The sequence below is a fragment of the Streptomyces sp. NPDC058964 genome, from assembly GCF_042741275.1.
Classification (GTDB): domain Bacteria; phylum Actinomycetota; class Actinomycetes; order Streptomycetales; family Streptomycetaceae; genus Streptomyces.
Map to the genome: position 1 here is coordinate 1 of NZ_JBHYKH010000189.1, position 15,666 is coordinate 15,666.

The window sequence follows — 15,666 nt, forward strand, 5'->3', positions numbered from 1 at the left end:
GTTCCCGGTGGTCACCGCCCCGCCCATGAACACGATCCGCTCGATGTTGCGCGTCACCTCGGGGTGGGTGCGCAGCAGCAGCGCGATGTTCGTCAGGGGCGCGGTCGGGATCAGGGTCACCGGCCGCGGCGAGGCGAGGATCTCGCGGCGCAGCAGGGTGACCGCGTCCACGCCGACGGGGGAACGGGCGGGCGCGGGCAGCCCGAGGTCGCCCATGCCGTCCGAGCCGTGCACGTGCCGGGGGGCGCGGGGGGGGGGGGGCGTGCGCGGCGCCGCCCCGCGCCGCCGGGCGCGGCGCGTCCACCCCGCGCCCCCCCCCCCCCCCCGGCCCCCCCCCCCCCCCCCCCCCCCCCCCCCGCTCCAGCACGGTCAGGGTGTTGCGGACCACGCCGTCCACGTCCGTGTTCCCGGCGACGCAGGTGACCGCGCGCAGGTCCAGTCCCGGATGGCGTACGGCGAACAGCAGGGCCAGGGCGTCGTCGACGCCGGTGTCGCAGTCGATGATCACGGGAATGGTCGTCCGGTCGGTCACGGCGGGGGCTCCTTCTCTGGTCCCTCGTGCCTCTTCCCTCTTCCCCCGCCCCGACCCTATGCGGGGTGGCGAACTCCTGTCGCATGACATTGCAGGCGAGGTTCCGGCGTGCACGGGTGAATGTCCGGGCTGGGCCGGACGGCGCGCCCTCGGGCATCCGACCGGCGACGGACGGCACCGCCCCACGACGACCAGAGCGGTCGTCGCGGGCATCGGACCGTCCAGGCCGGACCAGGCACCCCAGGACGTGAGGGAAGCCGCCCCCGCATTCCCGGACCACGGACCCGGTCCGTGCCCCCCGGACGCGGAGCGAACGCGGCGGACCAGGACACCCGACACCGTTCGGGACGTCCGGCTGAGCACGGGTCCTGGCGACAGGACTCACTTCCGCTCAGTCTGCAGGAACGGTTCAGTCCCACAGCGCGGTTCCGCGTGCCGCGACCCGTGCGGCGATCCGGTCCAGCAGTTCACCGACGGGCAGGTTCCCCGGCCGGCGGCCGTCCCTCAGCCGTACGGCCGCCTCGCCGCCGCCGGCCTCGCGCGCGCCGATCACGACCTGGTACGGCACCAGGCGCGCCGCCCGGATCCGCGCGCCGAGGCTGCCCTGCTCCGGAGCGGCCAGTTCGGCCCGAAGCCCCCGCGCGACCGCCTCCCGCACCACGGCCCCGGCCTGCGCGTGCTGCTCGTCCGCGACCGGCAGCACGACCAGCTGCACCGGCGCCAGCCAGGCCGGAAAGGCCCCGCCGTGCTCCTCGACGAGATGGGCGACGGCGCGCTCCACGCTCCCGATGACGCTGCGGTGCACCATCACCGGCCGGTGCCTGGTCCCGTCGGCACCGATGTAGTGCAGATCGAAGCGCTCGGGCTGGTGGAAGTCGATCTGGACGGTGGAGAGGGTGGACTCGCGCCCGGCGGAATCGGCGATCTGCACGTCGATCTTGGGACCGTAGAAGGCGGCCTCGCCCTCCGCCTCCTCGTGGTCCACGCCGGACTCGGCCAGGACCTTCCTCAGCAGCGCGGTGGCCCGCCGCCACAGCGCCGGGTCGGCGACGTACTTGCCGCCCTCGCCGGGCAGGGAGAGGCGGTACCGGGCGGCGCGGATGCCGAGGTCGGCGTGGGCACGGCCGATCAGCGCCAGGGCGGCCCCGGCCTCCTCGACGGCCTGGTCCAGGGTGCAGAAGATGTGCGCGTCGTTGAGCTGGATGGCCCGGACCCGGGTGAGTCCGCCGAGCACACCGGACAGCTCGGAGCGGTACATGCCGCCCAGCTCGGCGATGCGCAGCGGCAGTTCGCGGTAGCTGTGCGGGCGGGACCGGTAGATCAGGGCGTGGTGGGGACAGAGGCTGGGGCGCAGGACGACCTGTTCGGAGCCCAGCTCCATCGGCGGGAACATGTCGTCGCTGTAGTGGTCCCAGTGCCCGGAGATCTCGTAGAGCTCGCGTTTGCCGAGCACGGGCGAGTACACGTGCCGGTACCCGGCCGCGCGTTCCGCGTCGCGGACGTACTCCTCCAGGGTGTGCCGTACGACGGCGCCGTCGGGCAGCCAGTACGGCAGCCCGGCGCCCATCAGCGGGTCGGTGTCGAACAGGTCGAGCTCGCGGCCGAGCCGGCGGTGGTCGTGCACGGTGGTCTCCTCGGTGAGGGAGGCGAACACCCCGTGACACGACGAAGCCCCGGGGCACTCGCCCCGGGGCTTCGGACTGGGTCAGCTGTCAGCGCGCCGGGACACTCTCCGGCGTCGTCGTGAGGAAGGGGTACGACTGGGCGCGCTGCATGGACCGAGGGTATCGGGAGCACGGGGTCCGGTCGACCGATTTCCGACGGGCCGCCCCCACCCGGGGCAGCACTCACCCGGACGGCTCGTCGCGCTGGTGGGAGGGGCGCGGGGGTGGTGCCGTGAGTACACGTACCCCGGTCACCGGCCCGCTCAGGAGGCCCCCGCCATGTCAGTCAGCCCGGCCCGTCTCCTCGCCGCCTCCGTGTTCACCGTCGGCGTGCTGGTCACGGCCGCCGGCTGCCTGGGAGCCCAGCCGGAGCGGGCGGCCCGGCCGGCGTCGCCCACCGCCCCCGCCGCCGGGCAGCGTTCGCCGGCGGCCCCCGTGGTCCTCACCGCGGCCCAGGTACGGGCCGCCCTGATCACCGAGGCCGATCTGGGGGTGCCGTGGGGACCGGCCGAGGGGATCGCGACCTGGCGGGACGGACTGCTGAAGGCGACCACCCAGGCCCCCGAGTGCCAGCGGCTGCTCGACGCCCTGTACGCCGACGAGCTGCTCGGGCAGCCTGCCGGGACCTACGCCGTGACCGCCCTCGACGACGGCGACGACCAGGCGCAGCTGCGCTACCGGGTCGCCGCCCAGCGCCGGGCGGACGCGGACCGCACGCTGGCCTGGCTGAAGACGCTGCCTCAGACGTGCGCGCAGTTCACGGCCGCCACCACCCGCGCGGGCCTGCAGACCGTGCAGGTCGCCGAGGCCGAGCTGCTGGCGGTCGGGGACGCCCGGCAGGGCCTGCGGGTCACGCTGACGGGACAGGCCCTGGACGAGGACGGCGACGCCTCCGTCCTCACGCTGGACGTCGCCGTGGTGCGGGTCGGCGACGACGCGATCGTCCTCACCGACGGCGCGCTCGGCACCCCGCCGTCGGACGTGGTCCGCCAGGCTCTCGAACTCGGCACCCAGCGCCTGACGCAGGTACGGGAACAGGGGCGGGCCCAGGCCTGACGCGGACCGGCGCGCGCGTGCGCCGGTCCGTGGCCCTCACAGCGGCGGCTGGGCGGGCGCGGGCCCGAGGGTCGTGGTGCCCGGGACCGTACGGTGCCCCAGCCCCGTCCGGTACGCATCCAGCGCGGCCTCGACCCGCCCGGTCCGGCGCAACAGATCGCCGAGCAGCCGGCACAGATCGGCGAGGTCACCCGCGGCCCCGGCCCGCTCCAGCAGGCTCAGGGCGCGTACGTAGTGCTCCTCGGCCGCCTCCGTGTCCCGGGCGTCCTCGGCGATGATGCCGAGGAGCCGGTGCGCGGCGGCGGAGTGCACGGCACCGCGCTCGGAGGACAGGTCCCCCAGTACCCCCTGCAGCAGCTCGGCGGCCTCGTCCGACTTGCCGCGCCGGTGCAGCACGTCGGCGAGCTCGACGGCGGCCTGGCTGCTGTAGAGGGCGGCGCGGGTGGCGGAGAGCATGGTGAGGGCCTCCCGCAGCTCGTGCTCGGCACGCTCCAGTTCGCCGTCCTGCGCGTACACGTATCCGCGCATCCAGTGGCAGTTGGCGAGTTCGGTGCGCAGCTGCAGCTGGCGGTACAGCTCGGCCGCCTTGGCCAGCGAGGCGTCGGCCTCGGCGACCCGGCCCTCGGCCAGCAGGGTACGGGCGACGGAGCGGTGCATCCGGGCGACCAGCGCGGGGTCGGCCACCTGGGGGGCGATGGCCAGGGCGAACTCGGCCGCCTGGGCGGCGCGGGCGTGGGCGCCCATGTCCATGTAGGGCCCGATGACGCTGGCGTACAGGAGCAGCAGGGCGTCCGGGTCGTGCAGCCCACCGCGGTTGAGCTCGTCGAGCGCGGACTCCAGCAGGTAGACGGCGTACCGGAGTTCACCCGCGAGGTAGTGGGACACGGCCCGCCCCCGCAGCGCGGGCACCCGGACCGGCAGCGGCTCTCCGGCCATCCGCTCCTCGGCCCGCTCGAAGTACCGGCGGGCCTCGACCAGTTCACCGGTGTCCAGCGCACACTCGCCGAGCCCGAGCAGCGCGGTGGCCTGCTCCAGCTGCAGCCCGTGCGTCTGCGCCTCCGCGAACAGGGCGGCGTACTGGGCGGCCGCGTCCTCGGCCTCCCCGGTGGCGAGGGTGCGCTGCGCCTCGGTGAGCCGCAGGCGCAGATCGGTGGCGAGGTGCGCGGGGCGCCCGTTGGCCAGCTCCTCGAACGCTACGCCGAGGCGCCCGGCGATGTGCCGCAGCGCGTCGTCGGAGGCGCGCACCCGGCCCGCCTCCAGGGTCGAGATATAGGCGGGCGTGTAGGCGGGCTCCGCCAACTGCCGCTGCGTCAGCCCCCGTTCCGTGCGCAGTTGCTGCACCCGCCGCCCGATGATCTCCGGGTCATCCCGCTCCTGCATCCGCCGGCTCCCCCAACTCCCCCTGCAGCCCTTGCCGTTAGGCTCCGTCAGCCCCTAGGTTAAACCGCGTATTAAGCATGCTTAACACGCCGCTGTTGTTGCGAGGTTGCCGTGCTCGGACGCACATCCGCACGACCCACCGCACGTTACGCCAGAGGCCTGGCCGCCGCCGTGATAGCCGTCGCCGCCCTGATAACGGCGGCGAACGCGGGTCCGGCAAGAGCGGCCGATTCCCGCCAGACGCACCAGCCCCACCATCTCCGCCAGACGCAGCGCTGAATCCGGCCGGCCGGGCCTACGCTGGATCCGTGACCTCTCCCGCCGCCCGCACAGCGCTGGACCTCACCGCCGACCTCCCGGTCCCGGACCTGGAGGACTTCTACCGGGATCTGCACCGCCATCCCGAGCTGTCCCTGAACGAGCACCGCACCGCCGGAAAGCTCGCCGGACGGCTGCGGGCGGCCGGGTTCGAGACGGCCGAGGGGATCGGCGGGACCGGTGTCGCCGGCCTGCTGCGCAACGGGGACGGTCCGGTCGTGCTGCTGCGCGGTGACATGGACGCGCTGCCGGTGCGCGAGGAGACCGGCCTGCCGTACGCCTCGGAGACCGACGGCGTGATGCACGCCTGCGGGCACGACCTGCACGTCACCTGGCTGGCCGGGGCGGCCGCCGCGCTGGCCGCCGGACGGGAGACCTGGTCGGGGACCCTGCTGGTGGTCGGGCAGCCCGCCGAGGAGAGCGGACAGGGCGCGGCCCGCATGGTCGCGGACGGGCTGTACGAACGGTTCCCGCGCCCGGACGTGCTGCTGGGCCAGCACGCGGCGCCGGGACCCGCCGGGCTGTACCCGCACGTGCCGGGGCTGATCATGTCCGCCTCGACGGACGTCGACATCGTCGTGCACGGACGCGGCGGGCACGGGTCGCGGCCCGAGACGACCGTGGACCCGGTGGTGACGGCCGCGTACCTGGTCACCAGGCTGCAGACCGTCGTCTCCCGTGAGCTCGCCGCCCGTGAGTCCGCCGTCCTGACCGTCGGCCGCATCGAGGCCGGCACCCGGCACAACATCATCCCCACCGAGGCGCGTATCGCCCTGAACCTGCGCACCCAGTCCGCCGAGGTGCGCGAGCGGATGCTAGCCGCGATCCGGCGCATCACGCGGGGCGAGTGCCTGGCCGCCGGCTGCCCGCGCGAGCCCGAGGTGACGGTCGGCAACACCTTCCCGGTGACGGTCAACGACGCCGGCACCGACCGCCGGGTGGCCGAGGTGCACGGCGAGGTCTTCGGCGCCGGGACCGTCTTCGATCCCGGCCCGGCGATGGGCAGCGAGGACTTCTCCCAGCTGGCGGTGGGCTCGGCCCCGTACTCCTACTGGTTCGTGACGACCACTCCGGCCCAGGTGTGGGACCGGGCGTCCGGCGACGGCCTCGCGGAGAAGCTCCAGGCGGTGCCCAGCAACCACAGCCCGCACTTCGCGCCGGACCTGGGCACCGTGGCACCGGGTGTGCGGACGCTCGTGTCGGGGGCGCTCGCCTTTTTGTCAGTGGCATGACCTAGCGTTCAGCACCTAGTCTTTGCACGTCCGCCACACACGGCTCACCGGGCACACACATGCCGGCCGTGTTCCGTGGCGCCCTTTTCCTCATTCGACCCAGGGGGTTCGAATCAGCGTGCGTATGCGCACCCTCACGGCCGCCACCACCCTGGCGGTCCTCTTCAGCTCGGCGGCGCTCGCCGCCACGCCGGCGTCGGCCGACTCCAGCAAGGTCCTGCCGGTGAAGTCGACCGGCGACATCGTGGTGGACGGCGTCCACCAGCGCGTCTTCGTCAGTGACCCGGGCAACGGCAAGATCGTCGTCACCGACTACTCCGGGACCGTCGTCAAGCAGGTCACCGGCCTGCCCGCCGTGACCGGTCTGGAACTGTCCGCCGACTCCGGCACGCTGTACGCGGCCGTGCAGGGCGCGGACGCGGTCGTCGCCCTGGACACGGCGACCGACACCGAGTCCGCCCGTTACGCGGTCGGCGACGCCCCGACCAGCGTCGCCCTGGCCGACGGCAAGCTGTGGTTCGGCTACGGCGCGGCCGGCGAGGGCAACATCGGCTCGATCGACCTGACGAGCGAGCAGCACGAGGTCACCCTCGGCCAGGAGGGCACCTTCTGGTACCAGGCACCGATGCTGGACGCGGCCCCGGGCTCCGACACCCTGGTGGCGGGCGCGATCGGGCAGAGTCCGGTCTACCTGGCCTCGTACGACGTCTCCTCGGGCACCGCCAAGCGGCTCGCCTACACCTCGGACGCGGGCAGCACGCTCGGCGACCTCCAGGTCACGCCCGACGGCAAGGACGTGGTGGTGGCGAGCGGCGCCCCGTACCACCACCAGGTGTTCAAGACCTCCGACCTCACGGCGGACGGCCAGTACGCCAGCGACGCCTACCCCAACTCGGTGGCCATCTCACCGAACGGCACGGTCGCGGCCGGCATCTCCGGCTCCTACGAGCCGGACGTGTACGTGTACCGGCCCGGCGCGACGACCTCGGTCCGCCAGTACGACTTCCCCAACACCGGCCGCACCAGCGGCTCCGACCTGCTCGCCGACTCCGGTCTGGCCTGGACGCCGGACGCCTCCCGCCTGTTCGCGGTGACCTCCAACAGCGAGGGCGTCTACTCCCTGCGCTACTTCGACGCGCCCACCAAGGCGGCGACCGCCGTCACGGTGAACGCCCCGTCGTCGGCCCCGCGCGCCAAGAAGCTCACGGTCACCGGCAAGGTCACCTCGGCCATCGCCCTCCCCGCCGGCACCGGTCTGACCGTCACCCGTACCGACCTGGACTCCCCGAACGGCAAGTCCCTGGCCCCGGTGACCACCAAGGCCGACGGCACCTACTCCTTCACGGACACGCCCCCGGCCGGCGGCAAGGTCAAGTACACGGTGAAGTACGCCGGCGACGCCGACCACGCGGCCGGCTCCGGCACGGACACCGTCGACGTCTCCCGTGCCAGGCCGACGCTGACGCTCAACAACAACGGCAAGGTGTACTCCTACGGCAAGGACGTGAAGTTCACGGCCCACCTGGGGACGACCTACAAGAACCGCACGGTGGAGATCTGGGCCGACCCGTTCGGCTCGGACAAGCCCAACAAGCTGGTGAAGAAGGGCACGGTCAACTCCCACGGCGACCTGTCGGTCACCCTCGACCTGAAGCGGGACACCAAGGTCACCGCGAAGTTCGCGGGCGACGCCCGCTACGAGGCGCGGTCCGCGAACAGCACGGTCGGCGCCAAGGTGAGCGTGTCCACGTCGGTCAGCGGCCACTACAAGTCGAGGAGCACGTGGGGCCACACCTACTACTTCTTCCACAAGTCCAAGAACCCGCTGTTCACGACCAAGATGCCGTACTTCCCCGGCCGTCAGCAGCGCTTCGACTTCCAGGTGTACTACCAGGGCACCTGGTACCCCGGTGACTCGCAGTACTTCAAGCTCGGCTCCGACGGCACCTCCAAGGTGCAGGTGACCGGCAACCACGGCGAGGACGTCGGCTGGCGCTTCCGGATGCGCTCCGACTACATCAACGGCACCTCGGGCGACACGGTGAACTCCACGACGTACGGCCCCTGGAAGTACTTCACGTTCACCAACTGAGGCCGCTACTGGGTCTGGAGCTGACGCAGGTGCTGCTGGACATGGTCCAGCGCACCCTCCTTGCGCCCCGGCACCCTGAGCCTCAACTCCGCGAGCGCGGGCCCGAGTTCACGGGCCCGCGCCGTGTCCTTGATGCACCCCCACTGGTGGTGGGCCCGGTCCGCGGCCGACTCCACGGCGGGCGCGTCCGCCGCCTGCCCGGCGGCCAGCCGGGCGAGGGCGACCGTCAGCCAGGCACGGCAGCTGCGCACCGGGTCCCCCGCGAACATCGCGAGATCCGCCCGGACCTCGGCCCAGTGCAGCGCTTCCTCGGAACCCGGCCCGTGCGCCCGCACCGCCGCCTGCTCCCACCGCGCCGCGAGCCCGTCCGCCTCCGCGTGCCGCCCGCCCTCGACGGCCGCGGCGATCGCCGCGTGCGGGTCACCACCGCCCGGTGTCGTGGTGCTCAGCAGGACGTTCGTGGCGGTCTCCGCCGCCAGCCGGGCGAGCACCTGCTGGTGCAGCTGCTCCAGCGGCGGCCGGTGCCCGCTGCGCAGGATCGTCGCCACCGCCTTCATGTACGACGGCCGGGCGAGGCCGCGCCGCGGCGGCGGGGCGATGCGACCGTAAACGGCGTTGTTGCGACCCGAGTCGAGCGGGTCGGCGGCCAGGTGCTCCCAGGTCTCGGCGTCGGCGTGCAGGTCGAGCAGCAGCGTCGTCGCGCCGCTCGGCCGCAGCCGCAGCTCCTCCTTGATCCAGTGCCAGGGGAACGCCGTGTAGCGGACGGTCGCCGGGGTGGTGCGGGCCAGCGCGAGATGGGGCAGACGCTGGCGCCGGTCGAGCTGGAGCTGACCGGTGACGAAGACGGTCAGCGGGCCGGGGGCCGCCGCGGCGGCCCGCAGCCGGGTGAGGACGGCCTGCGGCTCCAGGGGATCGGCGAGTTCGACCACGTTGGCGGTGTCCGTGCCGGACAGCACGGCGGGAGCGACGGCCGCCAGGACGGGGAGCACGGAGGCCGCGTCCACCAGTTGCCCCCGGCCCATCGGCGAGGCCGCGAGCAGCAGCACGGTTCCGGGCATCGTCCCCCCTGTCGTCGGTCCCGCAGTCGTCGATCCCGTGATCGGTCAGGGCAGCACCGTAACCGCTGCGGCTGCAAAGGTGGGTGTCAGGAGCACAAACCTCCCTCCAACGCGGCCCCTTGGGGACGCCGGACCGCGAAGATCGTGGTGTCGTCGTCCAGGACGCCACCGCTGTGGCGCAGGACGTCCTCGCGGACATGGGCGACCAGCCGCCCCGGCTCGGCGACGCCCGGGTCGGCGGCGACGGTACGGGCGACCTGCTCGACGAGCCCGTAGAACGCCCCGTGGCCGTCCCGGGCCTCGGTCACGCCGTCCGTGGTGAGCAGCAGCGTCTCACCGGGGTCGAGCGGCACCCGGACCGGGGACGGCGGACCGGCACCGGGAGCGAGCTCGGCCAGACCGAGCGGGAGTCGGTCGCCCGGTGGCAGCCGGCGCACTCCGCCGGGGCCGACCGCGAGCGGGGGGTCGTGGCCGAAGTTGACGACCTCCACCGTGCCTGCTTCGAGGTCCGAGAAGCCGAGCAGCACGGCGGTGGCGAAGCGGTCGCCGTCGTCGCGGCCGAGGGCCGTGGTGTGGAAGCGGTGGCGCAGCATACGGGTCTCCAGGCGGGCGGCGACCGTCGCGAGGTCCGGTTCGTGGTACCCGGCCTCCCGGAAGGTGCCGAGCAGCGCGGCCGCGGCCTCCACCGCGCCCAGGCCCTTGCCCTGCACGTCTCCCACCAGGACGCGGGTGCCGTACGGGCCGGGCTGGATGTCGTAGAAGTCGCCGCCGACACGGGCGTCGGTGTCGGCGGCCAGATAGGCCTCCGCGTGCTCGATGCCCGCCCAGCCCGGCGGCAGCGGGCGCAACACGGTACGGCGGGTGGTGTCGACGATGTCCCGCATGCGCAGCATGCGCCGCTCTCCGCGCACCCGGACCGCGCAGGCCAGCGTGGCCAGGAGACCACCGAGGGCGACCAGGATGAAGTCGGGCAGGCCCGCCTGGTACTCGTCCGGCCAGGCGCTGTCCAGCACGAAATAGCCGACGGCCGAGACCAGCGCGAAGAATGCCGTGGTCCACACCCCGCAGATCGCGGCGGCGATGCCGGGCACCAGAACGATCCAGGAGATGATCCGGAACCGCTCGGTGGTGTTGAAGTCGATCACCGCGATCCCGATGAGCATCAGCAACGGCGCCACCCAGGCGACGCTCCAGCCGCGGATCCGCAGCAACTGCTGATGCCGCAGGTCCTCGTCCTCGGTCACGCACCTCAGCCAAACACGGGAGCGGACAGGCCGCATCCGGTCGACTTGCCAGGCGCCCTCCCCAGGTGTGCTCTGGAAGGCGGGGGCGAGGAGAGAGGAGTGCTCTCATGGCTCATGCGGCACCCGCGGCCCGGCGCGGCGGCACGCCCGACGTGTTCAGCGAGCGGACCCACGCGACCGCCAGGTGGGCGGTGCCCGTGGCACTGGGACTCGTCTACGGGTACTGGGCCGCGGCCAACACCCGCTACGGCGGACCGATCACCGGCTGGAACGTGCTCTTCGGCTTCGTGACGACGATCGTGTTCATCGCCCTGTACATGGGCCTCCAGGCCCTCGCCCCGCGTCTGCCCCGCGAAGTGCACGCGGTGCTGTGGGGCGCCTTCTGGGCCATCGCGGTCGGCTTCCTCTACAGCCTGAGCGGCCGCGGGCACGGCGTGCTGGCCTCGGCGGTGCTGGGCGTGGCAATCGGCGTGGCCGTGTTCTGCACGCTGTTCTACCGCTACTACACGCACGAGGACGCGGCGGGACACCGGATCCGCTGACCCGGAAGACGGCACGTGGACCCCGGCCCGACGGCCGGGGTCCGCGTGCTCCCCTGTTCCCACCTCACCACTCCCTCCCGCCCCGGTCGGTGTCCGCCCCGGTCCGGTCGGAGACGTTCCGGTTCCAGGAAACACCCGTCCGGGTCAACCCTCCACCGGAGCGCGTGATCCCCGCTCCGTCCGGGGGCCGGTCGGAGCGACGCCCGTTCGGCCCCGACCCGGTGCGCCGCATGCCGCGAAGTGCCTTGGAACGCCGGGGAATACCCCGAATGCAGTCACACCGCTCGCGCACCCGGCCCCCAGGCCCTTGCCTGAAAGCGTGCCCCCACGTCTCAGGAGCGCCCTGTCGGCGGCGCTGATCACCCTCTCCTGCCTGCTCGTGCCGTTCGGCGCACTGGCGGCCTGGGCGGCTTACGGGCTCACCGACACCGACGGGTACGTCACGGCGATGGCGCCGCTCGCCAGCGACCCGGACGTGTGCAACGCCGTCGCCGACACCGTCGGCGCCGGGATCATGCGCGAGGTCGACGACCGGTTCGACGTCCGCCCGATGCGCGGCACGGTCGGCCCCTTCGTGCACGACGCGGTGCGCTCCTTCACCCAGACCGCGGCCTTCCGCCTGGCCTGGAACGCGGGCAACCGGGCCACGCACGACGCCATCCTGCGCGCGCTCCGCTCGGAGGACGACGAGCTCGAGGACGCCGTGACCGTCGACCTCGCCCCCGTCACCGCACAGGTCAAACGGCAACTCGCCCACGACCACGTGCCGCTGGCGGCGCGCATCCCGGTCGCGCACACCGCGGTCGCCGTGCTCCCCGCGGGCCGGCTGGGCCCCCTACGGAAGGGTTTCCACGTGCTCGAAGTCGCCGGCTTCTGGCTTCCCGTCGCGGCCGTCGTCCTGGCCGGCGCCGGGATCGCCCTCGCCGTCCACCGGCGCCGGGCGGTCGTCGCCGTCGCGCTCGGCACGGCCCTGGGCGGCGCCCTGCTCGGCGCGGCCCTGGCCGTCGGCCGCCGCCTCACCCTCGCCGACCTGCCCGCCGACGTCCCCCACTCGGCCGTGGGCGCCGTCTACGACGCCCTCACCGCCACCCTGCGCACGGTCTCCTGGCTGCTGGTGGGACTGGGTCTGGCGGTGGCGCTGACGGTATGGCTGACCCGGTACGTCCGGATTCTGTACGCTCGGACGCGTGACCTACCAGCCCGTCCGGGGTTCGGGAACGAGACCGTTCGAGCCGAACGGGGAGCCGAGGGCCGATAGCCCGCGGCGGGCCGGACGAAGACTCGGCGCCTGGTGTGCGGCACTGCTCCTCGCCGGTGTGAGCGCGGTCGTCGGCTGCCGTGCGGCCGGCACCGACGGCGTCACGCCCGTACCGCAGCTGCTGGCCTTCCTGCCCTGGCTGCTGGTCCCCACGGTCGCGGCGCTGCTGTGCGCGCTCCTGGCCCGCTGGTGGCCCGGCCTGGTGTGGGGGGTGGCCGTCCTCGGGCTGCTGGCGTGGTTCGCCGAACCGTACGGCAGGACCGCGGAACCCGTCGGCGCGCCCCTGGCCCGGCTTCGGGTGCTGACCTCGAACGTCGAGTTCGGCCGCGGGACCGGCTCCCTCGTCCCCGAGATCCGGCGGCTGCGTCCCGACCTGGTGTTCGTGGAGGAGTGCGAGTACACCTGCCGGGCCACCCTGGAGCGGGACTTCGGGAGCGCCTTCCCGCACCGGCAGGCGGTCGAGGCGGGCGGCTCCGAGGGCTCGCTCGTCCTGAGCCGCTTCCCGCTCCACGGCACCGCCGGAGTCCCCGGCACCATGGGCATGCCCGGCGCCGTCGCCGACGTACGCGGACACGAGGTCCGCGTCCAGCTCGCCCATCCCATGCCCCCGCTGCCCGGTCAACTCGGCCTCTGGCGCCGCGAACTGGGCCTGCTGCGCGACTTCGCCCGGGCCGGCGACGACGTCCCGACCATCCTGGCCGGCGACTTCAACGCCTCCCAGGACCACGCCGCCTTCCGCGGCATCCTCGACACGGGCCTGTACGACGCGGCCCGCCTCGCCGGGCACGACCGCACCCCCAGCTGGCCCGCCCGGACCTCCGCGGTGATCGGCGCCCAGATCGACCACGTCCTGGTGTCCCGGGACTTCTCCGCGAACGACGCCCGGTTCCTGCGCCTCGCCCGCACCGACCACCGTGCGCTGCTTGTCGACATCACGCTCCACCAGCGGAAATGACCCGAATCCCGGCACGGTGAAGCGGTGATAATGGGCGCATGTCCCGCGAGTTCCCCATCGGCCTCACTCCTCCCGACTGGCTGGTCCGGAACCTCCAACCCCAGCGGGCGCCCCTCAACTGGCCCGCCATGGCCCGAGCCGCCGTCGCCATGGCACTGCCCCTCGCCATCGGTCTCGCGGCCGGACAGCCCGCCTACGGCGCACTCGCCTCCATGGGCGCGCTGTCCGGCGTCATCGGTGACACCGCCGACGCCTACCGCATGCGGATCCTCAACATCGCGGTCCCCCAGCTCTTCGGCGCCGTCGGCGTCACCCTGGGCGCGCTCGTCTACGGGCAGGGCTGGCTGACGGTCGCCGTCGTCACGGGCGTCGCGCTGGTCTCCGGGATGATCTCGACGATCGGCGCGGTGGCCTCCGTGTCCGGACTGCTGCTCCTGCTCAACGCCGTGATCGGCGCGGGACTTCCGCTCCCCGGCGCCTGGTGGCTCACCCCGGCCCTGATGACCGCCGGCGGCCTGCTCGTCCTCCTCCTCGCCCTGCTCGCCTGGCCGCTGCGGTCCGGGGTGCCGGAGCGGGCCGCGGTCGCGGACACCTACCGGACCGTGGCCGACCTGCTGACCGCCTGCGGCACGGCGGGACCGGGGGAGTACGACGAGGCAAGGCGTGTCGTCACCCAGTCCCTGAACCAGTCGTACGACCTCATCCTCGCCCGCCGCGCCCGGCACCACGGCCGCAGCCCCGAACTGACCCGACTGCTCGCCCAGTTGAACGCGATCACCCCGGTCGTCGAGGCCGCACCCGCCGTCCGCCTCGCGGGCGGTCCGCTCGCCCCGCAGGTCCCGGAGGCGGTCCGCCATCTCGCCCGGGCGGTGGAGACCGGCTACGACGGCCCGCCAGCGCTGGATCTCCCCGCCCCGACCACCGAGACGACCCGCGCCGTCGACCACGCCCTGCGGCACGCGGCCGAGGTCGTCGCCGCCCCCGACGTGGACCCGCGCGGCATCGACGACCGCCTGGGGCGTCCGGCCGCCCTGAGCATCCGCACCGCCCGCGCCGCGCGCAACGTCACCCTGTCCGCCAACTCCTGGCGCTACGGCCTGCGTCTGGCCCTGTGCATCGGACTCGCCCAGGTCCTGGTCTCGATCGTCCCGGTTGCCCGCTCCTACTGGGTGGCCCTCACCATCACCTTCGTCCTCAAGCCCGACTTCGGCTCGGTCTTCTCCCGGGCGCTGCTGCGCGCACTGGGCACGGTGGCCGGGCTGGTGGTGGCGGCCGCGGTCCTCGCGGAGGTGCCGAGGGGCTGGTGGGACGTACCGGTGATGATGGTCCTGGCGCCGCTGATCCCGGCGCTCACCCCACGCGGCTACGGCTACCAGACCGCCGCGATCACCCCGGTGATCCTGCTCCTGTCGGACAACCTGAACCACCAGGGAACGGCGCTCCTGCTGCCCCGTCTGACGGACTCGCTGCTGGGCTGCGCCATCGCCCTGGTCGCCGGCTATCTGCTCTGGCCGGAGAGCTGGCACACCCGGGTCGGCGACCGTCTCGCGGACGCCGTCGCCGACACCGCGCGCTACGTGGAGTCGGCCTTCGGCGACGGTACGGAACCGGCGGCCCGCGCCCGTATGCGCCGCCGTCTCTACCGCGACCTCTCGGTCGTCCGCACGGAGTTCCAGCGCGCCCTGACCGAGCCCCCGCCCACCGGCCGCCGCGCCGCCGCGTGGTGGCCCCTGGTCGTCGCCGTGGAACGCATCGTCGACGCGACGACGGCGGCCCGGGTCCGGGTACGCCACGGCGCACCGCCCCCGGCCCGGGCCGAGATCGCCCAGGTCGCCCTGCAGCTGAGAGAGCTGTCGGACGGCGTACGCCGCTCGGAGACCCTCGTCGAGGTCCGGACGGATCTCACGGGCCCCGCCGGAAGCGTCCTCGAACCGCTGCGCCAGGAGGTGGCGGCGGCCAGGGCGATAGCGTCACCGCACTGATATCGCCCCTCCCCAAGATCGCAACTCGGGGCCGCTAACCTTACGTGTCCGTCCTGGCCAGGGATCGACGGGAACAACTCACGCGAAGGGTTGCGCACATGGGCATTCTCACTCTCCTGCGGAACGCATTCGGCCGGTCACGCAAGGGTCGTACGGCCACGGCAGAGGGTGCGGAGCAGGTTCCTTCGCAGGACCAGGAGCCGACCTCGGCCCCCGCGCCGGTCCCCTCTCCGTCCTCCGAGCCGGAGCCCACCGCCACCGCCCACGTACCCGAGCCCCGGGCGGGAGCAACGGACGCGCACCAACAAAGGGAGGAGGAAGGAGACCACAAACCAGGCCAGCAACAGAAAGAG

Annotated in this window: 11 protein-coding genes and 2 pseudogenes; 8 read left to right on the forward strand and 5 right to left on the reverse strand. The window is 73.5% G+C overall.

Going from position 1 to position 15,666, the window contains the following annotated elements; genetic code table 11:
- A pseudogene (locus ACFW2E_RS22940) lies at window positions 1-532 on the reverse strand (nucleoside hydrolase); the annotation flags it as partial.
- A 136-nt stretch (window positions 533-668) separates the two neighbouring features.
- On the opposite strand from ACFW2E_RS22940, the pseudogene ACFW2E_RS22945 reads away from it, so the two are divergent.
- Window positions 669-931, forward strand: a pseudogene (locus tag ACFW2E_RS22945) (hypothetical protein); the annotation flags it as partial.
- A 10-nt stretch (window positions 932-941) separates the two neighbouring features.
- On the opposite strand, the gene thrS reads toward ACFW2E_RS22945, so the two are convergent.
- On the reverse strand, window positions 942-2,186 hold the full coding sequence (gene thrS, locus ACFW2E_RS22950; RefSeq protein ID WP_384468938.1) for a threonine--tRNA ligase: 1,245 nt from the start codon (window positions 2,184-2,186) through the stop codon (window positions 942-944).
- 289 nt (window positions 2,187-2,475) lie between these two features.
- On the opposite strand from thrS, the gene ACFW2E_RS22955 reads away from it, so the two are divergent.
- On the forward strand, window positions 2,476-3,252 hold the full coding sequence (locus tag ACFW2E_RS22955) for a hypothetical protein (RefSeq protein WP_384468939.1): 777 nt from the start codon (window positions 2,476-2,478) through the stop codon (window positions 3,250-3,252).
- A 36-nt stretch (window positions 3,253-3,288) separates the two neighbouring features.
- Here the strand turns inward: ACFW2E_RS22955 and ACFW2E_RS22960 are convergent, their stop codons facing one another.
- On the reverse strand, window positions 3,289-4,632 hold the full coding sequence (locus ACFW2E_RS22960; protein ID WP_384468940.1) for a tetratricopeptide repeat protein: 1,344 nt from the start codon (window positions 4,630-4,632) through the stop codon (window positions 3,289-3,291).
- A 308-nt stretch (window positions 4,633-4,940) separates the two neighbouring features.
- Between ACFW2E_RS22960 and ACFW2E_RS22965 the strand changes: the two genes are divergently transcribed.
- Together ACFW2E_RS22965 and ACFW2E_RS22970 are read left to right on the forward strand one after the other, a co-directional pair.
- Complete coding sequence (locus ACFW2E_RS22965) at window positions 4,941-6,182, forward strand: amidohydrolase (RefSeq protein ID WP_384468941.1); 1,242 nt, start codon at window positions 4,941-4,943, stop codon at window positions 6,180-6,182.
- 124 nt (window positions 6,183-6,306) lie between these two features.
- Complete coding sequence (locus ACFW2E_RS22970) at window positions 6,307-8,274, forward strand: Ig-like domain repeat protein (protein WP_384468947.1); 1,968 nt, start codon at window positions 6,307-6,309, stop codon at window positions 8,272-8,274.
- 5 nt (window positions 8,275-8,279) lie between these two features.
- Here the strand turns inward: ACFW2E_RS22970 and ACFW2E_RS22975 are convergent, their stop codons facing one another.
- Window positions 8,280-9,332: a hypothetical protein gene (locus tag ACFW2E_RS22975; RefSeq protein ID WP_384468942.1), complete on the reverse strand. Its 1,053-nt coding sequence runs from the start codon at window positions 9,330-9,332 to the stop codon at window positions 8,280-8,282.
- 86 nt (window positions 9,333-9,418) lie between these two features.
- The gene (locus ACFW2E_RS22980; RefSeq protein WP_384468943.1) at window positions 9,419-10,612 is read right to left on the reverse strand and encodes a PP2C family protein-serine/threonine phosphatase; all 1,194 of its coding nucleotides are present in this window, start codon (window positions 10,610-10,612) and stop codon (window positions 9,419-9,421) included.
- A 71-nt stretch (window positions 10,613-10,683) separates the two neighbouring features.
- Between ACFW2E_RS22980 and ACFW2E_RS22985 the strand changes: the two genes are divergently transcribed.
- From ACFW2E_RS22985 to ACFW2E_RS23000, 4 genes are all read left to right on the forward strand, one after another.
- A complete protein-coding gene (locus tag ACFW2E_RS22985; RefSeq protein ID WP_384468944.1) occupies window positions 10,684-11,118 on the forward strand; it encodes a hypothetical protein in 435 nt (144 codons plus the stop codon).
- 319 nt (window positions 11,119-11,437) lie between these two features.
- Complete coding sequence (locus tag ACFW2E_RS22990) at window positions 11,438-12,376, forward strand: hypothetical protein (protein WP_384468945.1); 939 nt, start codon at window positions 11,438-11,440, stop codon at window positions 12,374-12,376.
- Window positions 12,377-12,419: 43 nt separating this feature from the next.
- The gene (locus ACFW2E_RS22995; protein ID WP_384468948.1) at window positions 12,420-13,331 is read left to right on the forward strand and encodes an endonuclease/exonuclease/phosphatase family protein; all 912 of its coding nucleotides are present in this window, start codon (window positions 12,420-12,422) and stop codon (window positions 13,329-13,331) included.
- A gap of 38 nt (window positions 13,332-13,369) precedes the next feature.
- The gene (locus tag ACFW2E_RS23000; RefSeq protein ID WP_384468946.1) at window positions 13,370-15,313 is read left to right on the forward strand and encodes an FUSC family protein; all 1,944 of its coding nucleotides are present in this window, start codon (window positions 13,370-13,372) and stop codon (window positions 15,311-15,313) included.
- Window positions 15,314-15,666 lie beyond the last annotated feature (353 nt).

Coding starts and splice junctions, on each gene's coding strand:
- ACFW2E_RS22955 (WP_384468939.1), top strand. CDS start 2,476: ATGTCAGTCAGCCCGGCCCGTCTCCTCGCCGCCTCCGTGTTCACCGTC.
- ACFW2E_RS22960 (WP_384468940.1), bottom strand. CDS start 4,632: ATGCAGGAGCGGGATGACCCGGAGATCATCGGGCGGCGGGTGCAGCAA.
- ACFW2E_RS22970 (WP_384468947.1), top strand. CDS start 6,307: ATGCGCACCCTCACGGCCGCCACCACCCTGGCGGTCCTCTTCAGCTCG.
- ACFW2E_RS22975 (WP_384468942.1), bottom strand. CDS start 9,332: ATGCCCGGAACCGTGCTGCTGCTCGCGGCCTCGCCGATGGGCCGGGGG.
- ACFW2E_RS22980 (WP_384468943.1), bottom strand. CDS start 10,612: ATGCGGCCTGTCCGCTCCCGTGTTTGGCTGAGGTGCGTGACCGAGGAC.
- ACFW2E_RS22985 (WP_384468944.1), top strand. CDS start 10,684: ATGGCTCATGCGGCACCCGCGGCCCGGCGCGGCGGCACGCCCGACGTG.
- ACFW2E_RS23000 (WP_384468946.1), top strand. CDS start 13,370: ATGTCCCGCGAGTTCCCCATCGGCCTCACTCCTCCCGACTGGCTGGTC.